Below are 15,744 nucleotides of genomic sequence, written 5' to 3'. Positions count from 1 at the left end.
GGCATGGAAAAGCCCCCGCCGCAGACCGAGCACGCCCCGCCCACGGAGGCGGACATCGCCGCCTTCAAGGAGCAGCTCGGCCGCCCGCCGCGCGGCCTGCGGGCCATCGCGCACCGCTGCCCCTGCGGCAACCCCGACGTGGTGGAGACGGCACCGCGCCTGGAGGACGGCACGCCGTTCCCGACGCTGTACTACCTGACCTGCCCGCGCGCCGCCTCGGCGATCGGCACCCTGGAGGCCGAGGGCGTCATGAAGGAGATGACGGCCCGCCTCGCCGAGGACGAGGAGCTGGCCGCCGCCTACCGCGCCGCGCACGAGGACTACATCGCCCGCCGGGACGCCATCGAGGTCCTGCAGGGCTTCCCCAGCGCCGGCGGCATGCCGGACCGGGTCAAGTGCCTGCACGTCCTGGTCGGCCACTCCCTCGCGGCCGGCCCCGGGGTGAACCCGCTGGGCGACGAGACGATCGCGATGCTGCCCGAGTGGTGGCGCAAGGGCCCGTGCGTCAGCCCCTGCGGCGGCGCGGCGCAGGAGGAGGGCGAGGACCGGTGACCCGGGTCGCCGCCGTCGACTGCGGCACCAACTCCATCCGCCTGCTCGTCGCGGACGCGGATCCCGCGACCGGCGAGATCAAGGACCTGGACCGCCGGATGACCATCGTCCGGCTCGGCCAGGACGTGGACCGTACCGGCAGACTCGCCCCCGAGGCGCTGGAGCGCACCTTCGCGGCCTGCCGCGAGTACGCGGGCGTGATCGGGGAACTGGGGGCGCGGAAGGTCTGTTTCGTGGCCACCTCCGCCTCACGTGACGCCGCCAACCGGGACGACTTCGTGCGCGGGGTGGTGGACATCCTCGGCGTCGAACCCGAGGTGATCACCGGCGACCAGGAGGCGGAGTTCTCCTTCACCGGTGCCACCAAGGAGCTCACCGGCCGGACGGACCTCGAACGCCCCTTCCTGGTCGTGGACATCGGCGGCGGTTCCACCGAGTTCGTGGTCGGCGACGACCGGGTCACGGCCGCGCGGTCGGTCGACGTCGGCTGCGTGCGGATGACGGAGCGCCACCTGGTCCGCGACGGCGTGGTCACCGACCCGCCCACCGTCGGGCAGATCGCCGCCATGACGCGCGACATCGACGCCGCCCTCGACCTCGCCGAGCGGACCGTCCCGCTGCGCGAGGCCCGCACCCTGGTCGGGCTGGCGGGCTCCGTCACCACGATCGCCGCGATCGCGCTGGAGCTGCCCGAGTACGACTGGGCCGCCATCCACCACTCGCGCATTCCGGTCGGGACGGTGCGCGAGATCAGCGCCCGTCTGCTGGCGGCCACGCACGCCGAGCGCGCCGCGATCCCGGTGATGCACCCGGGACGGGTCGACGTGATCGGCGCCGGGGCCCTGGTGCTGCTGCGGATCATGGAGCGGACGGGCGCCCGGGAGGTCGTGGTCTCGGAACACGACATCCTCGACGGGATCGCCTGGAGCATCGCCTGAGCAGGGCCTTTTCCATCTGAGCGGGTCGCGGGGGAGGGTGTGACACGCCCGCCCCGCAAAGTTCGTGAATTTCTTCACATGAAAGTTCCCGCCGGACGGCCCAACTTTCCAAGGCCAGGTACCCCCGGTGCCCCCAAAACCCTTGGTGCACAAGTGTTTCGGCTGTGTTGCGGGAAGGTGCCGAGGTGCCCCCGGATGCCGATCGCCGCTGGTCGGAGCGGGCGCTCAACGCCCGCGAGGCCCGCCGGGTTCCCCCCGGGCGCTGTGGCCCTGGTCACGAAGCGGCGCAGTGTAGCAGAGGGCACCGGAAACCTTGTGAAGGGGCTCACGAGGTACCCCCCGGGGCGTGGTGAATACTCGAAGCATGAGCACCACGGAGCGTCCCAGGATCCTCGTAGTAGGCGGAGGGTACGTCGGCCTGTACGCGGCGCGGCGCATCCTCAAGAAGATGCGTTACGCGGAAGCGACGGTCACCGTCGTCGACCCGCGCTCGTACATGACGTACCAGCCCTTCCTGCCGGAGGCCGCCGCCGGCAGCATCTCCCCCCGCCACGTCGTGGTGCCGCTGCGCCGCGTGCTCCCCAAGGCGGAGGTCCTCACCGGCCGGGTCACCACCATCGACCAGGACCGCAAGGTCGCGGTCGTCGAGCCGCTCGTGGGCGAGACCTACGAGCTGCCCTTCGACTACCTGGTGGTCGCGCTCGGCGCCGTCTCCCGCACCTTCCCGATCCCCGGCCTCGCCGAGCACGGCATCGGCATGAAGGGCGTCGAGGAGGCCATCGGCCTGCGCAACCACGTGCTGGAGCAGCTCGACAAGGCCGACTCCACCACCGACGAGGACGTCCGCCGCAAGGCGCTCACCTTCGTCTTCGTCGGCGGCGGCTTCGCCGGCGCCGAGACGATCGGCGAGGTCGAGGACATGGCCCGCGACGCGGCCAAGTACTACACCAACGTGAAGCGCGAGGACATGCGCTTCATCCTGGTCGACGCCGCCGACAAGATCCTCCCCGAGGTCGGCCCCGAGCTGGGCACCTGGGGTCTGGAGCACCTGCGCGAGCGCGGCATCGAGGTCTACCTCAGCACCTCCATGAGCTCCTGCGTCGACAAGCACGTGGTGCTCGCCAACGGCCTGGAGGTCGACGCCTCCACCATCGTGTGGACCGCGGGCGTCAAGCCCAACCCGGCGCTCGCCAAGTACGGCCTCCCGCTCGGCCCGCGCGGTCACGTGGACACCGCCGCGACGCTCCAGGTCCAGGGCACCGACTACATCTGGTCCGCCGGCGACAACGCCCAGGTCCCCGACCTGGCCTCCGGTCCCGGCGCCTGGTGCCCGCCGAACGCCCAGCACGCGCTGCGCCAGGCCAAGGTGCTCGGCGACAACGTGGTGTCCGGCATGCGGGGCTTCCCGCAGCAGGAGTACAAGCACGCCAACAAGGGCGCCGTGGCGGGCCTCGGCCTGCACAAGGGTGTCGCCCTGGTCCGCTTCGGCAAGCTCAAGCTGAAGTTCAAGGGCCGCCTGGCCTGGTACATGCACCGTGGCTACCACGGTATGGCGGTGCCGACCTTCAACCGCAAGATCCGGGTCCTCGCCGACTGGACGCTGGCGATGTTCCTCAAGCGCGAGGTCGTCTCGCTCGGCGCCATCGAGAACCCGCGCGAGGAGTTCTACGAGGCCGCCAAGCCGCTCCCGGCCGCGGCGGTCACCGCCGACGCCGGAAAGGCCAAGGCCAAGGCCTGAGCAGGTAGCAGTACGGCCGAAGGGCGTCCGCCATCCGTGGGGCGGGCGCCCTTCGTCGTGCCCGTGTCCCTGGCCCCGGGGCACAGGACATGAGATGGGTAGAGGTAAAGAAGCGGTAGTGCGGGAATGTCGGTGTATCCCGCATCCGTTTCCCAGCCCAGTGGACCCGTCTTCATGGAGGCACGGAGGTACGCGCCATGGCCGATGCGGCCGGACGACTGACCGCCCTCGCCGAGCAGGCGCTCGGCGTCCCCATCCCGCTGCGCATCCGCGCGTGGGACGGCAGCGAGACCGGACCCCCCGACGCCCCGGTCCTGGTCGTACGGCACCGCCGGGCGCTGCGCCGGCTGCTGTTCAAGCCCGGCGAACTCGGCCTGGCACGTGCCTGGGTGGCCGGTGAACTCGACGTCGACGGCGACCTGTACGAGGCGCTGGACCGGCTCTCCGGGCTCGTCTGGGAGCGTCCCACCGAGGGCGGCGGGGCGTCGCCGCGCCGTCTGCTCGGCATCGCGAGCGACCCCGGGACCTACCGGCTGGCCCGCGAGGCCCTCGCCCTCGCCGGTCCCGGGCTGCCGCCGCCCCCGCCGCCGGAGGAGGTCCGCCGGCGCTCCGGAGTGCTGCACAGTCCGGTCCGCGACCGGCAGGCGATCAGTCACCACTACAACGTCGGCAACGACTTCTACGAGCTGGTGCTGGGCCCGTCCATGGTCTACTCGTGCGCCTACTGGGAGGCCGCCGACGCGACCCTGGAGGACGCCCAGCGGGCGAAGCTGGACCTCATCTGCCGCAAGCTGGAACTGCAGCCCGGGCAGCGGCTGCTGGACGTGGGCTGCGGCTGGGGCTCGATGGTGATGCACGCCGCCGAGCACTACGGTGTCCGCGCCACCGGCGTCACGCTCTCCACGGAGCAGGCCTCCTTCGCGCGCAAGCGGGTCGCCGACGCCGGCCTTGCCGACCGGATCGAGATCCGCGTGCAGGACTACCGGGCGGTCGACGACGGGCCGTACGACGCCATCTCCTCGATCGGCATGGCCGAGCACGTGGGCCGCGAGCGCTACCGGCAGTACGCCGGAGCGCTGTACGGGCTGCTGAGGCCCGGCGGGCGGCTGCTCAACCACCAGATCGGCCGCCGCCCCTGGGCGGACGAGGATGCCTACCACGTCGACGAGTTCATCGACCGGTACGTCTTCCCCGACGGAGAGCTGGCCCCGGTCGGCTCCACCGTCTCCCGGCTGGAGGAGGCCGGGCTGGAGGTACGGGACGTGGAGGCGATCCGCGAGCACTACGCGCTGACCCTGCGGCAGTGGGTCGCCAACCTGGAGGCGCACTGGCCCGAGGCCGTCCGCCTCGCCGGGGCCGGTCGCGCCCGCGTCTGGCGGCTCTACATGGCGGCTTCCGCGCTCTCCTTCGAGCAGAACCGCATCGGCGTCAACCAGGTCCTCGCCGTCCGCCCGGCCAAGGACGGCGGTTCGGGGATGCCCCGTACCCGGGCCGACTGGCTGGGCGCGGGCCGCAGGGTCTGAACGCGCCGCGGGGCGGGGGCCGCACACGGCCCCCGCCCCGCGGGCGTTCCCCGCCGTCGCGTTACTCGGCCTTGATGGCCTCCAGCATGTTCAGCCGGGCGGCCCGCCGGGCCGGCCACAGCGCGGCCAGGACGCCCACCAGGGCGGCGATCGCCACGAAGACCGCGATCCGGTCCCAGGGCAGCACCATCGCGTAGCTCGGCAGTTCGGGCCTGATCAGCCCGCCGACCGCCCAGGCGAGGAAGACCCCGAGGCCCAGGCCGAGCAGCGCGCCGAAGAGCGAGATCACCAGGGACTCCAGCCGGATCATCCGCTTGACCGAGGCACGGTCCAGGCCGATCGCCCGCAGCATGCCGATCTCGTGCTGCCGCTCGAAGACCGACATCGCCAGCGTGTTGACCACGCCCAGCACCGCCACCAGCACGGCCATCGCGAGCAGCCCGTAGAGGATGTTCAGCATCAGGTCGATCGTGGAGCTGAGCTCGCGGGAGATGTCGGCCTTGTCCTGCACCTTGATGACCGGGTTCTCGCCGAGCGCCTTCACCAGCGCGTCCTGGTGGGCCTCGGACGCGCCACCGGCCGTCTTCACCAGGATGCGCATGTCCCCGGCCTTGGGGGTGTGCGGGGTCACCGTGGCGTTGTCCATGATCACGCCGTTGATGAGGTCGCCGCCCTCGAAGACGCCGCCGATCGTCAACCGCGCCTTGGTGCCGTCGTCGTAGCGCACCGGCAGGCTCTGCCCGGGGTGCCAGCCGCGCCGCTTCGCGGTGTCGGAGTCCACGACCACGGAGTCGCCGCGCGCCGCGGCCAGGGAGCCGTGGGTGAAGTCCAGGGCCAGCAGCCGTTCGATCTGCGGCGCGTCGACGCCGGTGACCCACTCGTCCTCGCCGTCCAGCTCGGTGTGCGCGTCGCGCACGGCGCTGGAGTCACTGACGCCGTCGGTGCCGGCGACCCGCTCGGCCACCTCGGGCGAGAGGTTCTGGCCGGTGGCCATGGTGATCTGGTAGTCGGCCTTCAGATGGGCGGCCGCCAGCTCGTCCACCGTCGTCTTCACCGAGATGGCCACCACCGTGAGGGCGGTGATCAGGGTGAGGCCGATCATCAGGGCGGAGGCGGTGGCGGCGGTGCGCCGCGGATTGCGCACCGAGTTCTGCCGGGCGAGCTTGCCCGTCACCCCGAAGGGCCGCAGCAGCGGCGCGGCCGCGGCGACCACCGGCCGGGACAGCAGCGGGGTCAGGACGAAGACGCCGATCAGCAGCAGCCCGGCGCCGCCGCCGAGGACCATGTTGCCGCCGTCCTTCATCCCCGAGCCGGCCACCACCAGGACGACACCGGCCGCCGACAGCAGCGCGCCGAGCGTGTTGCGCAGGAGCAGGCCCTTGACGGTGGCCGGGGCGTGCACACTGCTCATCGCCGCCACCGGCGGGATCTTCGCGGCCCGGCGGGCCGGCAGCCACGCGGCGAGCACGGTGACGCCCACACCGACCGCGAGCGCCACCCCCGCCGTGCCGGGCTGCACCGCCAGGGCGCCGTCGGGCAGTTCCGCGCCCGCCGAGCCGAGCACCGCCCGCATGACGGCCGCGATGCCGATGCCCAGCAGGAAGCCGGTCACACCGGCCACCGTGCCCACGACGAAGGCCTCGCCCAGCACCGAACGCGTCACCTGCCGGCGGCTGGCGCCGACCGCCCGCAGCAGCGCCAGCTCCTTGGTGCGCTGGGCGACCAGCATCGTGAAGGTGTTGGCGATGATGAAGATGCCCACGAAGAGCGCGATGCCCGCGAAGCTGAGCAGGGTGGTGTTGAAGTCGCCGAGGTCGGAGGCGATCCGCCGTGCCTCCTCGTCCGCCAGTTGCTGCCCGGTGGTCGCGGTGGCGTCCTTGGCGTAGCGCGGCAGCAGCTTCTCGATGCCCGCCTTCAGCGTGGCCTGCGCGGTGCCCGGGGCGGCCTTGACGTCGATCTCCTCGTACGCGCCCGGCTTGCCGAAGAGCTTCTGGGCGGTGGCCGTGTCGAAGAGCACCAGGCTGCCGCCCGCGGCGACGTTGCCGTCGTCCGTGCGGAAGACGCCGGTCACCTTCTGCCGCATCACCGGGCCGTCGATGGACATCCGGACGGTGTCGCCGACGCCGTAGCCCGTCCGCTCGGCGGTCCTGGAGTCCAGCACGATCTCGGAGGAGGTCCGTGGGGCGCGTCCCTCGCTCATCGGGTAGCGGACCGCACCGGCGTAGTTGCCGCCGCGGGTGGACCAGCCGTCGCCGACCAGCCGGCCCTTCTTGTCGGCGATGGCGGTGAAGCCCGTCACGGTCGCGGTGGTGGACTCGGCGCCGGGCAGCCGGCCGATCTCGTCCACCAGCCGCTGGGGGAGCGGATGGTCGACGTCGCCGTAGGTGACGGCGACCGAGACGTCGGAGTAGCTCCGGGCGGAGGCCTTGCGGAGGGCATTGCCGATGGTGTCGGTGAACACCAGGGTGCCGGAGACGAAGGAGACGCCGAGCATCACGGCGAGCACGGTCATCAGCAGTCTGGCCTTGTGCGCGAGGACGTTGCGCAGGGCGGTACGGAACATGTCAGGGCTTGTCTCTCGGTCGTGGCTCGTGGTCGGCGGCGGGGATCAGCTGGTGCGGCCCTTGGCGTCGAAGCGCTTCATGCGCTCCAGCACCGTGTCCGCGGTGGGGCCGTGCAGCTCGTCGACGATCCGGCCGTCGGCGAGGAAGACCACGCGGTCCGCGTACGCGGCGGCGACCGGGTCGTGGGTGACCATGACGACCGTCCGGCCCAGCTCCTTCACGGAGTTGCGGAGGAAGCCGAGGATCTCCGCGCCGGAGCGGGAGTCGAGGTTGCCGGTCGGCTCGTCGGCGAAGATGATCTCGGGCCGGCTCGCCAGCGCCCGGGCGACGGCGACGCGCTGCTGCTGACCGCCGGACAGCTGGGACGGCCGGTGCGACAGCCGCTCGGACAGCCCGACGGTCTCGACGACGCGGTCCAGCCACTGCTTGTCGGCCTTGCGGCCGGCGATGTCCATCGGGAGCGTGATGTTCTCCGCGGCGGTGAGCGTCGGCAGCAGGTTGAACGCCTGGAAGACGAAGCCGATCTTGTCCCGGCGGAGCTTGGTGAGCTGCTTGTCCTTCAGCGCGGACAGCTCGGTGTCACCGATCCGCGCCGATCCGGAGGAGACCGTGTCCAGGCCCGCCATGCAGTGCATCAGCGTGGACTTGCCCGAGCCCGAGGGCCCCATGATCGCGGTGAACTCTCCGGCGCGGAACTCGACCGACACCGCGTCGAGCGCGACGACCCGGGTCTCGCCCTCTCCGTAGACCTTGCCGAGATCGACGGCACGGGCGGCCGTGGCCGTGGCGGTGGGATGTGCGGTGGTGGTGGTCACGGCACGCTGCTCCTGTCGGGACGGGGGGAGTCGATCGGACCCCTCCATCGTCCCGACGCGGGGCGTAGCCGGGATCCGTCCACATTCCCGTTCTGCAGGCAGTCCCGAGAGGTACGCGCGGACCCCCGCGTACTACTTGGGTATGACGGGAACCCCGAGATCCCGCCCTCCGGTGGAAGCGATTTCGCGTCATATGCAGCGGGCGCGGTCCGCCGCCGGGACCGCCCCGGGCCTGTGCTTTCCTTCGGGCCAACCGAATCTGACGGCCTGTCAGGCAGCCTTAAAATCAGACAACATGACGATCGCGGGGCCCTGTTCCACCCGCCCCGCCGGATAGGCTCGTACTGCGCTCTCGCGCCGCTCTGCCCGGATGGTGGAATGCAGACACGGCGAGCTTAAACCTCGCTGCCCCTTGCGGGCGTACCGGTTCAAATCCGGTTCCGGGCACCACTTCTCCTGCCGGCGCCCGCCGGGCCGTCCCGGTGCGTAGTGTGTCCGCTGACCGGTCGCGGCGAGGAGCTCGTCATCCTCCCGGCGTACCGCGAAGCCACACATCGTGCGGGGGAGTTCTCGTGACGGACGACGGGATCCGGTGGATCGCCGGGGCCTTCGACACCTACTGCCTGACCTTCGCCCGCGGGCTGGAGGTCGCCGAGCTGGTCCGCCGGATGGGCGGCGACCCCGGTGGGATCCGCGAAGGGCTCTCCGCCGACGACGCGATGCAGTGGTCGGACGAGAAGGGGCAGGTGGCGCGGCTCGGCACCTGCGGCGGATGGGCCTTCGCCCTGGAGCACTGGAGCGTCGAGGGCATGGACCGCGGGACCCTCCGCGCGGTCTCCCGGGGTACCGAGGCGGTCGTGTACCTCAATGCGGGTGTCCCGCCCCGCTGGTTCCTGTACGCCGAGGACGGCCGGATCGTGGGCGACTTCGAGCCCGGTGTCGAGGCCGCCCAGCTCGGCGGTGAGGACCCGGGCCGGCTGGTGCCGGCCATGCAGCAGGTGGGCCTGCTCCTCGCCGACGGGACCTCCGCACCCGATGCCGGCGGGGAGGACGAGATCCTCGCGATGGGCGAACGCCGCTTCGGCCTCGCCCTGCCGCGCGACACCGTGGAACACGGCACCCTTGCCGCGGTCAGCTTCGCGCCCTTCTAACCGCCCTGCCCCTGGCCCGCGAGCGGGCACGTCCGGGCGGACCGTGAGGGACGTCCGGCACACCACCCTGGAGGAGACATGACCGTGCTGCGTGTGAAGGCCTTCGACCACCTGGTCCTCAACGTCGCCGATGTCGAACGATCCCTGGCCTTCTACACCGGGCCGCTCGGTCTGGAACCGGTGCGCGTCGACGAATGGCGCGCCGGCAAGGCCCCGTTCCCGTCGGTGCGGATCACCCCCGAGACCATCATCGACCTGGTCGCCGGGCCCCGCGGCGAGTCCAACGTGGACCACATCTGTCTCGCCGTGGAACCGCTCGACTGGGAAGAGGTCGTCGCCTCGGGGGTGTTCACGGTCCTGGAGGCCGACGTGCGGCGGTACGGCGCGCGCGGCGACGCGCGGTCGACCTACGTCCAGGACCCGGACGGCAACACGGTGGAACTGCGCTGGTACCCGCAGGACGCCGAGGGCTGAGGGGGTTGCGGGCGCCGGAGGCGGCGCCCGGACCGGTTGCTACAGTGCGCCCGTGTCCGACTCCTCGCGTGAATCCCTGGCCGGTGCCGGCTGGGAGAGCCAGCAGCCCGGCGCCTACCGGGAGTTGATGCCGGCCCGGGTGGTCAACCTCTCGTGGCTGGACCCGGTGACCCTGTGGAAGGCCCGCAACGGCCCGCTCGCCTCGCTGTTCGGCGACCCGACCGGCCGGGACCGGCGGCGCTGGGTGGAGGGCCAGCGGGAGCGGGGGGAGGCCGGCGCGGACCTGGTGATCGAGCGGGACGACCCCGACACGTTCTCCTTCCTCCTGCTCGGCGACACCGGCGAGGGCGACGACCCCCAGTACGCCGTCGTCCCCGGGATGCTCAAGGGGGGCGCCGGCACGCGTTACGCCGTGATCTGCAGTGACGTCCTCTACCCGGTCGGCAGCGCGAACGAGTACGACACCAAGTTCTTCCGGCCCTACCGGGACTACGACGCCCCCGTCTACGCCATCCCCGGCAACCACGACTGGTACGACGGGCTCACCGGCTTCATGCGGGTCTTCTGCCGGGCCCCCGCCCTGCCGCCCGCCCCGGGCCCCCGTCCGCTGTCCCGGGCCTGGTGGCGCACCCTGCTGTGGGCGAAGCCCGACGTGCCGGACGACGCCCGGCTCGACGAGGCCCGCCTGATGCGTTCCGCGCCCTCCCAGGCGGCGTCCCAGCCCGGCCCGTACTGGGCGATCGACTCGGGGCCGATACGGATCATAGGCATCGACACCGGGCTGCTCGGCGACATCGACAGGGAGCAGGGCGAGTGGCTGCGCCGGGTCTCCCGCGGACCCCGCCCCAAGATCCTCGTCACCGGTTCCCCGGTCTACGTGGACGGCGAGCACCACCCCTGCGCCATCGAGGGCGGCGGCACGGTCGACGAGGTCGTCCGCGACCCCGAGCACCACTTCGTCGCCGTGATCGGCGGCGACATCCACAACTACCAGCGTTACCCGGTCGACGTGGACGGCCGCAGGATCGAGTACGTCGTCTCCGGCGGCGGCGGCGCCTTCATGCACGCCACCCACACGATCCCCCGGGTGGACGTCGGCGGCGTCACCGAGGACCGGTTCCGCTGCTACCCGATGCGCGGCGACTCGCTCGCCTTCTACAGCCGGCTCTACGGCCGCCGCCTCCACCTGCGCCGTCTGTTCGACCTCACACCCGATGAGGCCTCCGCGGTCCTCGCCCGGCGCCTCGGCGTCCCGGCCACCCGGGCCACCGGCGCCCGGGTGACGCTGCGGACCCGCTTCGTCGCGAGCGTCCTCGGCGCCCCGGCCCGACCGGACCGCAGGCGGCGGCTGCGCCTGCCCGTCCGCCGGGTGCTCACCCGTCTGCTCTCGCCGGGCTCGGCGACGTACACCCCGCCGTTCTTCAAGAACTTCCTGCGGCTGGACGTCAGCCCGTCCGCGGTGCGGGTGCGCTGCTTCGCCGCCACGGGTCTGCTCGCGCACGAACTGGACCCGCCGGTCGAGGACGACTTCACCATCGCTCTGACGGACGCGGACGCGGACGCGGACACGGACGCGGCGTGAGCGGCCGGGGCCCGTCCCGGACCCCGCGCGCTGCGCGCATCGTGAGCCCCCGAGACGGGGGTGATCCGCGAGAACGGGCCGGATGCGGCGGTGCGCGGAGGTCCGCGCGCGGTGGTGCCGCGGCTACCTGTACGGACAAGTCCCGGCCTAGGCTTTTACCGTCACCTGAAGGTTCTGTCGCGTTCTGGACATCTGCGCTTAGTCAACCTTCCCCCTAAGGCTCCTAAGTTCACGGCCAAGCATTGGCAAGCAGTGAGCAACGGAGGTCGTTGTGTCCGAGGGTGTTCGCAGGGCCCGGCGGTTCGCCGCGCCCGTGGCGGCTGCCGCCGCTGCCGCGGTGGTGACCATGGTGATCAACCCGACGCTGGGTGCGTCGGCCACCGCCCCGCAGGCCGCAAGCAAGGGCAAGGCCCCGGCTGCGAAGAACGTCATCTTCATCAACGGCGACGGCATGGGTGCCGCCGCCCGGCAGGCCGCGCGCCTGCACCTGTCCGGCCTGAACGGTCAGCTCGCGATGGACAAGCTCCCCTACTCGGGCCAGCTGACCACCGAGCCCGACGACCCGAAGGCCGTCGTCACCGACTCCGCCGCGGCCGCGACCGCGTGGGCGACCGGTGAGAAGACCTACAACGGCGCGATCAGCGTCGACGTGGACGGCAACCCGCTGGCCACCCTGGGCCAGCAGGCCAAGGCCGCGGGCAAGGCCACCGGCCTGGTCACGACCGCGCAGGTCACCGACGCGTCCCCGGCCGCCTTCTTCTCCAGCACCGCCAACCGGTCGGCGCAGGACGAGATCGCGCGTCAGTACATCGAGGTCAGCAAGCCCGACGTCATCCTGGGCGGTGGCGAGGACTGGTGGCTGCCCGCGGGCAGCCCCGGCGCCTTCCAGGACAAGCCCGCCGAGGACACCTCCGAGGCGAGCAAGGGCACCAAGGGCGACCTGATCAAGAAGGCCCAGAAGGCCGGCTACTCCTACGTCTCCAGCGCAGACCAGCTGAACCGCGCCAAGGGCGGCAAGCTCCTCGGTCTCTTCGCCAACGAGGAGATGTTCCAGCAGCGTCCCGAGGGCCAGGGCGACGTGTACAACCCGGTGGTCGGCCTGTCCACCATGACCAGCAAGGCCCTCAGCACGCTGGACAAGAACAAGAAGGGCTTCTTCCTCATGGTCGAGGAGGAGGGCACCGACGAGTTCGCGCACTCCAACAACGGCGCCCGCGTCCTGCAGTCCATGCAGGAGCTGGAGAAGGCCGTCGCGGTGGCCCGCGCCTACGTGGCCACGCACCCCGACACCCTCCTGGTCGTCACCGGTGACCACGAGACCGGCGGCCTGGCCGTCGAGGAGGCCGACGCCGCCGACGAGTCCGGCGACGGCATCTCCGCCGAGGACGGTCCGTTCAGCATCCGCGGCAGCGACAAGTCGTTCTACATCGACTGGACCACCTCCGGTCACACCGCCGTGGACGTTCCCGTCACCGCCGCCGGCCCGCTGGCGAACCGCTTCACCGGCAAGCACGCCAACACCTACGTGCACGACGTGCTGAGCGAGATCCTGGCGACCCGTCGCTGATCGAGGATCCACTTCCGGCGGGTGCCGGGGAGGGGCCCGGCCCCTCCCCGGCACCCGCCGTCCGTCCCGGGCGGTGTGGCGCCGCGGGGACGGGGAAAGACGGGGAAAGGCGTGGTGGCAGGCATGGCGGGTGGCCCTCAAAAGATCCTCCTTGAGGCGTAGGCGACCTGCTTTGCCATACCATTACTCTTGGTGCGAAGCCGTATCGCGCGGCCATGGAGGAGTGACAGATGAGGAGCAGCAACCCGGTCTTCTCGCGGCGTGGGTTCTCCCGCGGGGAGGGCTACGCGGGCTTCGGCGGCGGTCAGCCGCAGACCCAGGGAATGCCCCAGGCGGGCGGGAACCCCTACGCGGGCACCAACCCGTACGCGGGCGGGAACGCCTACGACACCACGTACCAGGCCCCGCCGTCCGCCCCCGTGCAGACCGGCCGGATGACGATGGACGACGTCGTCATGCGGACCGCCATGACCCTGGGCACCGTGGTGCTCGGCGCGCTCGTGGCGTGGTTCGTGCTGCCGGTCTCGGAGAAGAGCTACGGCCTGGCGATCGGCGCCTCGCTCGTCGCTCTGGTCCTGGGCCTGATCCAGTCGTTCAAGCGTGAGGCCTCGCCCGCGCTGATCCTCGGCTACGCGGTCTTCGAGGGCGTCTTCCTCGGCGTCTGGAGCAAGATCCTCAACTTCATGTGGCCCGGCATCCCGCTGCAGGCGGTGCTGGGGACCATGGCGGTCTTCGTCGGCATGCTGGTGGCGTACCGCACGCGCCTCATCCGCGTCACTGCGCGCTACACCCGGATCGGCATGGCGATCGCCATCGGGTTCGTCATCCTGATGTTCGTCAACCTGATCGCCGCGATGATCGGCGGCGGTGACGGGCTCGGCCTGCGCAGCGGTGCGCTGGGCATCGTGGTCGGCGTCATCGGTATCGCGCTGGGCGCGTTCTTCCTGTCGCTGGACTTCAAGCAGATCGAGGACGGCATCCAGTACGGCGCTCCGCGCCAGGAGTCCTGGCTGGCGGCCTTCGGCCTGACGCTCTCCCTGGTCTGGATCTACCTGGAGATGCTGCGGCTGATCGCGATCCTGCGCGGCGACGACTAGCCGTACCGTCCGGTGCGCTGAGCCGCGGCGGACATTCAACGGGCCCCGGAGGCAGTGCCTTTCGGGGCCCGTTCGCGTGCGCGGGAGGGGGGCGTCAGCCGAACCTCCGCGCGGCCCGCCTCAGGTCGTACTCGTGGACGATGGCCTTGGCGTGTCCGTAGGACAGGTCGTGCTCGCTGCGGAGCCAGCTGACTTTCTCTTCGAAGCGGAGGAATGCGGGCCCGTCGTCGACCGTGCGAAGCCATTCGCCGATCTCGCGGCCGGTGCAGTGCGGGATGTGGGAGAGCAGGTTCCGGTGGGTCTCTTCCGAGAAGGTCTGTGACATCGGCGCCTCCGGTATGCGTTCCGGTCACCCCACCGTGCCTGAGCCGTCGACCGTTGGCAACAGTGCAACGCACTCGGTTCTGTGTACGCACCGGTAGGCTCGCGGGGTGCTGGACTGTACGACGCTCCGTGACGCCGCAGGACTCCTGGCGGCGCGCTACCGCTCCCTGCCGCAGAGCCGGCTCCGTGGCGAGGTGGCCCGCGAGGGCCTGGAACTCGCCCGTGAACTGGCCGTCCGCGCGCAGCTGATCGAGTTCCCCGGCCGGGAACCGCTGCCGGTGCCGGACGAGGGGGTCTTCGTGATCGGCGACCAGATCTCGGTGGCCGCCCACGACCTGGCCGCCGCCCTCGAACCGCACCCGGAACTGGCGCACGTACGCGACGCGGCCGTGTCCCGGATCGGGGACACGGCCGCGCGCTGCGGTCTGTAGGGCGGGCCGGCTACAGCGAGGCGACCACCCGGTCGGCGAGCACGTACACCGACTCCTCGCCGTAGGTGAAGGTCAGCGCGTAGCCGCCGGCGACGGCGGAGCCGCCCAGCAGGACGGGGGACTCGCCGCGGTCCAGGGCCTCGCAGAGGCGGTCGGCGGTGTCCCGGTCGCCCGGGGTCATGCAGAGCGTGGTGCCGTCGGCGAAGACGTACACGTCGAGCGTGCCGAGCGGGCCGGGACGGACGTCGGCCAGCGGCATCCGCAGGTCCGCGAGTTCGGACAGGCGATCGGCGGTCTGCTCCTGGTTGGCCACGACCGGCGCGGGGACGCCGAAGTCGGGGTCGGAGGGGTGCCGGAAGGGCGCCGGGCCGCCGGGCTCCAGACCCGCGAGGTCGGCCTGGCGGGGAAGGAACGGGCCGTACGGCAGCACCTCGTAGTCGGTGCCGGCGCCGCCGGGAACGGGGCCGGCCCCCTGGCCGCCGAAGAGCTGGGCGTCGAGCTGCGGGTCGGCCAGGGCCTCGCCGGCCTCGCCCGTCCCGTAGCCGAGCGGGGCCTCCTGCGCGGCCCAGAAGGCTCGGGCCTCGGCCAGTTCGCGCTCCCGCTCGTCGGCGAGCGCGTCGGCGACGGCGGTGCGGATGGCCTCGGCGTCCGGGTTGGTGCGGGCGGCGGGCACAGCGGCCGCCCGGTCGGCGCGGGCCTCGGCCAGGTCCGCGCGCAGAGCCGCGACGTCACGACGTACGCCGCGTGTGGCGAGCAGCGCGGCGGAGCCGGCGGCCACGGCGGTAGCCGCACCCGTCAGCAGGACGAGGAACATGGCGCTCACTGGCGTACTCCCGACTGTGCTTTCCCGAGCCTGGCCCCCTGTACACCACCACTCTGCACCGGAATCCATGGCCTCTGCAGTGCGGAACGTCACGAAATGGGAGGGTCCAAAGTCTTGGACCGTATGGGTGATACACCCCTGACCTGCATAAACGAGCGCCCCCGG

General features: G+C 71.8%; 14 protein-coding genes and 1 tRNA gene. 11 read left to right on the top strand and 4 right to left on the bottom strand.

Annotation, left to right across the window (positions count from 1 at the left end; genetic code table 11):
- Positions 1 to 3 precede the first annotated feature (3 nt).
- The 4 genes from ACFW3D_RS07885 (at position 4) to ACFW3D_RS07870 (ending at position 4,751) form a co-directional block, all read left to right on the top strand.
- Positions 4 to 552 (top strand): DUF501 domain-containing protein, encoded by a 549-nt coding sequence (locus ACFW3D_RS07885; RefSeq protein WP_500502603.1) that lies wholly within the window; start codon positions 4 to 6, stop codon positions 550 to 552.
- Positions 549 to 1,490: a Ppx/GppA phosphatase family protein gene (locus ACFW3D_RS07880; RefSeq protein ID WP_500502601.1), complete on the top strand. Its 942-nt coding sequence runs from the start codon at positions 549 to 551 to the stop codon at positions 1,488 to 1,490. Before ACFW3D_RS07885 ends, ACFW3D_RS07880 begins: the two co-directional genes overlap by 4 nt.
- A 364-nt stretch (positions 1,491 to 1,854) precedes the next feature.
- Complete coding sequence (locus tag ACFW3D_RS07875; protein WP_500502599.1) at positions 1,855 to 3,228, top strand: NAD(P)/FAD-dependent oxidoreductase; 1,374 nt, start codon at positions 1,855 to 1,857, stop codon at positions 3,226 to 3,228.
- A gap of 197 nt (positions 3,229 to 3,425) precedes the next feature.
- Complete coding sequence (locus ACFW3D_RS07870; protein WP_500502597.1) at positions 3,426 to 4,751, top strand: class I SAM-dependent methyltransferase; 1,326 nt, start codon at positions 3,426 to 3,428, stop codon at positions 4,749 to 4,751.
- A gap of 61 nt (positions 4,752 to 4,812) precedes the next feature.
- Here the strand turns inward: ACFW3D_RS07870 and ACFW3D_RS07865 are convergent, their stop codons facing one another.
- Complete coding sequence (locus ACFW3D_RS07865; protein WP_500502594.1) at positions 4,813 to 7,314, bottom strand: ABC transporter permease; 2,502 nt, start codon at positions 7,312 to 7,314, stop codon at positions 4,813 to 4,815.
- A gap of 45 nt (positions 7,315 to 7,359) precedes the next feature.
- Positions 7,360 to 8,178 carry an ABC transporter ATP-binding protein gene (locus ACFW3D_RS07860; RefSeq protein ID WP_500502592.1) on the bottom strand — a complete coding sequence of 273 codons (819 nt, stop codon included), beginning with the start codon at positions 8,176 to 8,178 and terminating at the stop codon, positions 7,360 to 7,362.
- 316 nt (positions 8,179 to 8,494) lie between these two features.
- Here ACFW3D_RS07860 and ACFW3D_RS07855 point away from each other — a divergent pair.
- The 6 genes from ACFW3D_RS07855 (at position 8,495) to ACFW3D_RS07830 (ending at position 14,001) form a co-directional block, all read left to right on the top strand.
- Positions 8,495 to 8,580 (top strand) — tRNA-Leu (locus ACFW3D_RS07855).
- 122 nt (positions 8,581 to 8,702) lie between these two features.
- Complete coding sequence (locus ACFW3D_RS07850) at positions 8,703 to 9,281, top strand: DUF6461 domain-containing protein (RefSeq protein ID WP_500502590.1); 579 nt, start codon at positions 8,703 to 8,705, stop codon at positions 9,279 to 9,281.
- Positions 9,282 to 9,359: 78 nt separating this feature from the next.
- Positions 9,360 to 9,755: a VOC family protein gene (locus ACFW3D_RS07845; protein WP_500502588.1), complete on the top strand. Its 396-nt coding sequence runs from the start codon at positions 9,360 to 9,362 to the stop codon at positions 9,753 to 9,755.
- A gap of 52 nt (positions 9,756 to 9,807) precedes the next feature.
- On the top strand, positions 9,808 to 11,337 hold the full coding sequence (locus tag ACFW3D_RS07840; RefSeq protein ID WP_500502586.1) for a metallophosphoesterase family protein: 1,530 nt from the start codon (positions 9,808 to 9,810) through the stop codon (positions 11,335 to 11,337).
- A gap of 271 nt (positions 11,338 to 11,608) precedes the next feature.
- Positions 11,609 to 12,904 carry an alkaline phosphatase gene (locus tag ACFW3D_RS07835; RefSeq protein ID WP_500502584.1) on the top strand — a complete coding sequence of 432 codons (1,296 nt, stop codon included), beginning with the start codon at positions 11,609 to 11,611 and terminating at the stop codon, positions 12,902 to 12,904.
- Positions 12,905 to 13,134: 230 nt separating this feature from the next.
- Complete coding sequence (locus tag ACFW3D_RS07830) at positions 13,135 to 14,001, top strand: Bax inhibitor-1/YccA family protein (RefSeq protein ID WP_500502582.1); 867 nt, start codon at positions 13,135 to 13,137, stop codon at positions 13,999 to 14,001.
- A 94-nt stretch (positions 14,002 to 14,095) separates the two neighbouring features.
- Here ACFW3D_RS07830 and ACFW3D_RS07825 read toward each other — a convergent pair whose 3' ends face one another.
- Positions 14,096 to 14,326: a DUF4287 domain-containing protein gene (locus tag ACFW3D_RS07825; protein WP_319161564.1), complete on the bottom strand. Its 231-nt coding sequence runs from the start codon at positions 14,324 to 14,326 to the stop codon at positions 14,096 to 14,098.
- A 106-nt stretch (positions 14,327 to 14,432) separates the two neighbouring features.
- Between ACFW3D_RS07825 and ACFW3D_RS07820 the strand changes: the two genes are divergently transcribed.
- Positions 14,433 to 14,756, top strand: coding sequence for a hypothetical protein (locus tag ACFW3D_RS07820; RefSeq protein WP_500502580.1), 324 nt, complete (start codon positions 14,433 to 14,435; stop codon positions 14,754 to 14,756).
- 10 nt (positions 14,757 to 14,766) lie between these two features.
- Here ACFW3D_RS07820 and ACFW3D_RS07815 read toward each other — a convergent pair whose 3' ends face one another.
- Positions 14,767 to 15,579, bottom strand: coding sequence for a hypothetical protein (locus tag ACFW3D_RS07815; protein WP_500502578.1), 813 nt, complete (start codon positions 15,577 to 15,579; stop codon positions 14,767 to 14,769).
- Positions 15,580 to 15,744 lie beyond the last annotated feature (165 nt).

The sequence above is a fragment of the Streptomyces sp. NPDC058864 genome, from assembly GCF_042742985.1.
Lineage (GTDB): Bacteria > Actinomycetota > Actinomycetes > Streptomycetales > Streptomycetaceae > Actinacidiphila.
The sequence above is the reverse complement of the archived record's forward strand: the minus strand, read 5'-3'. Positions and strand labels throughout refer to the sequence as shown.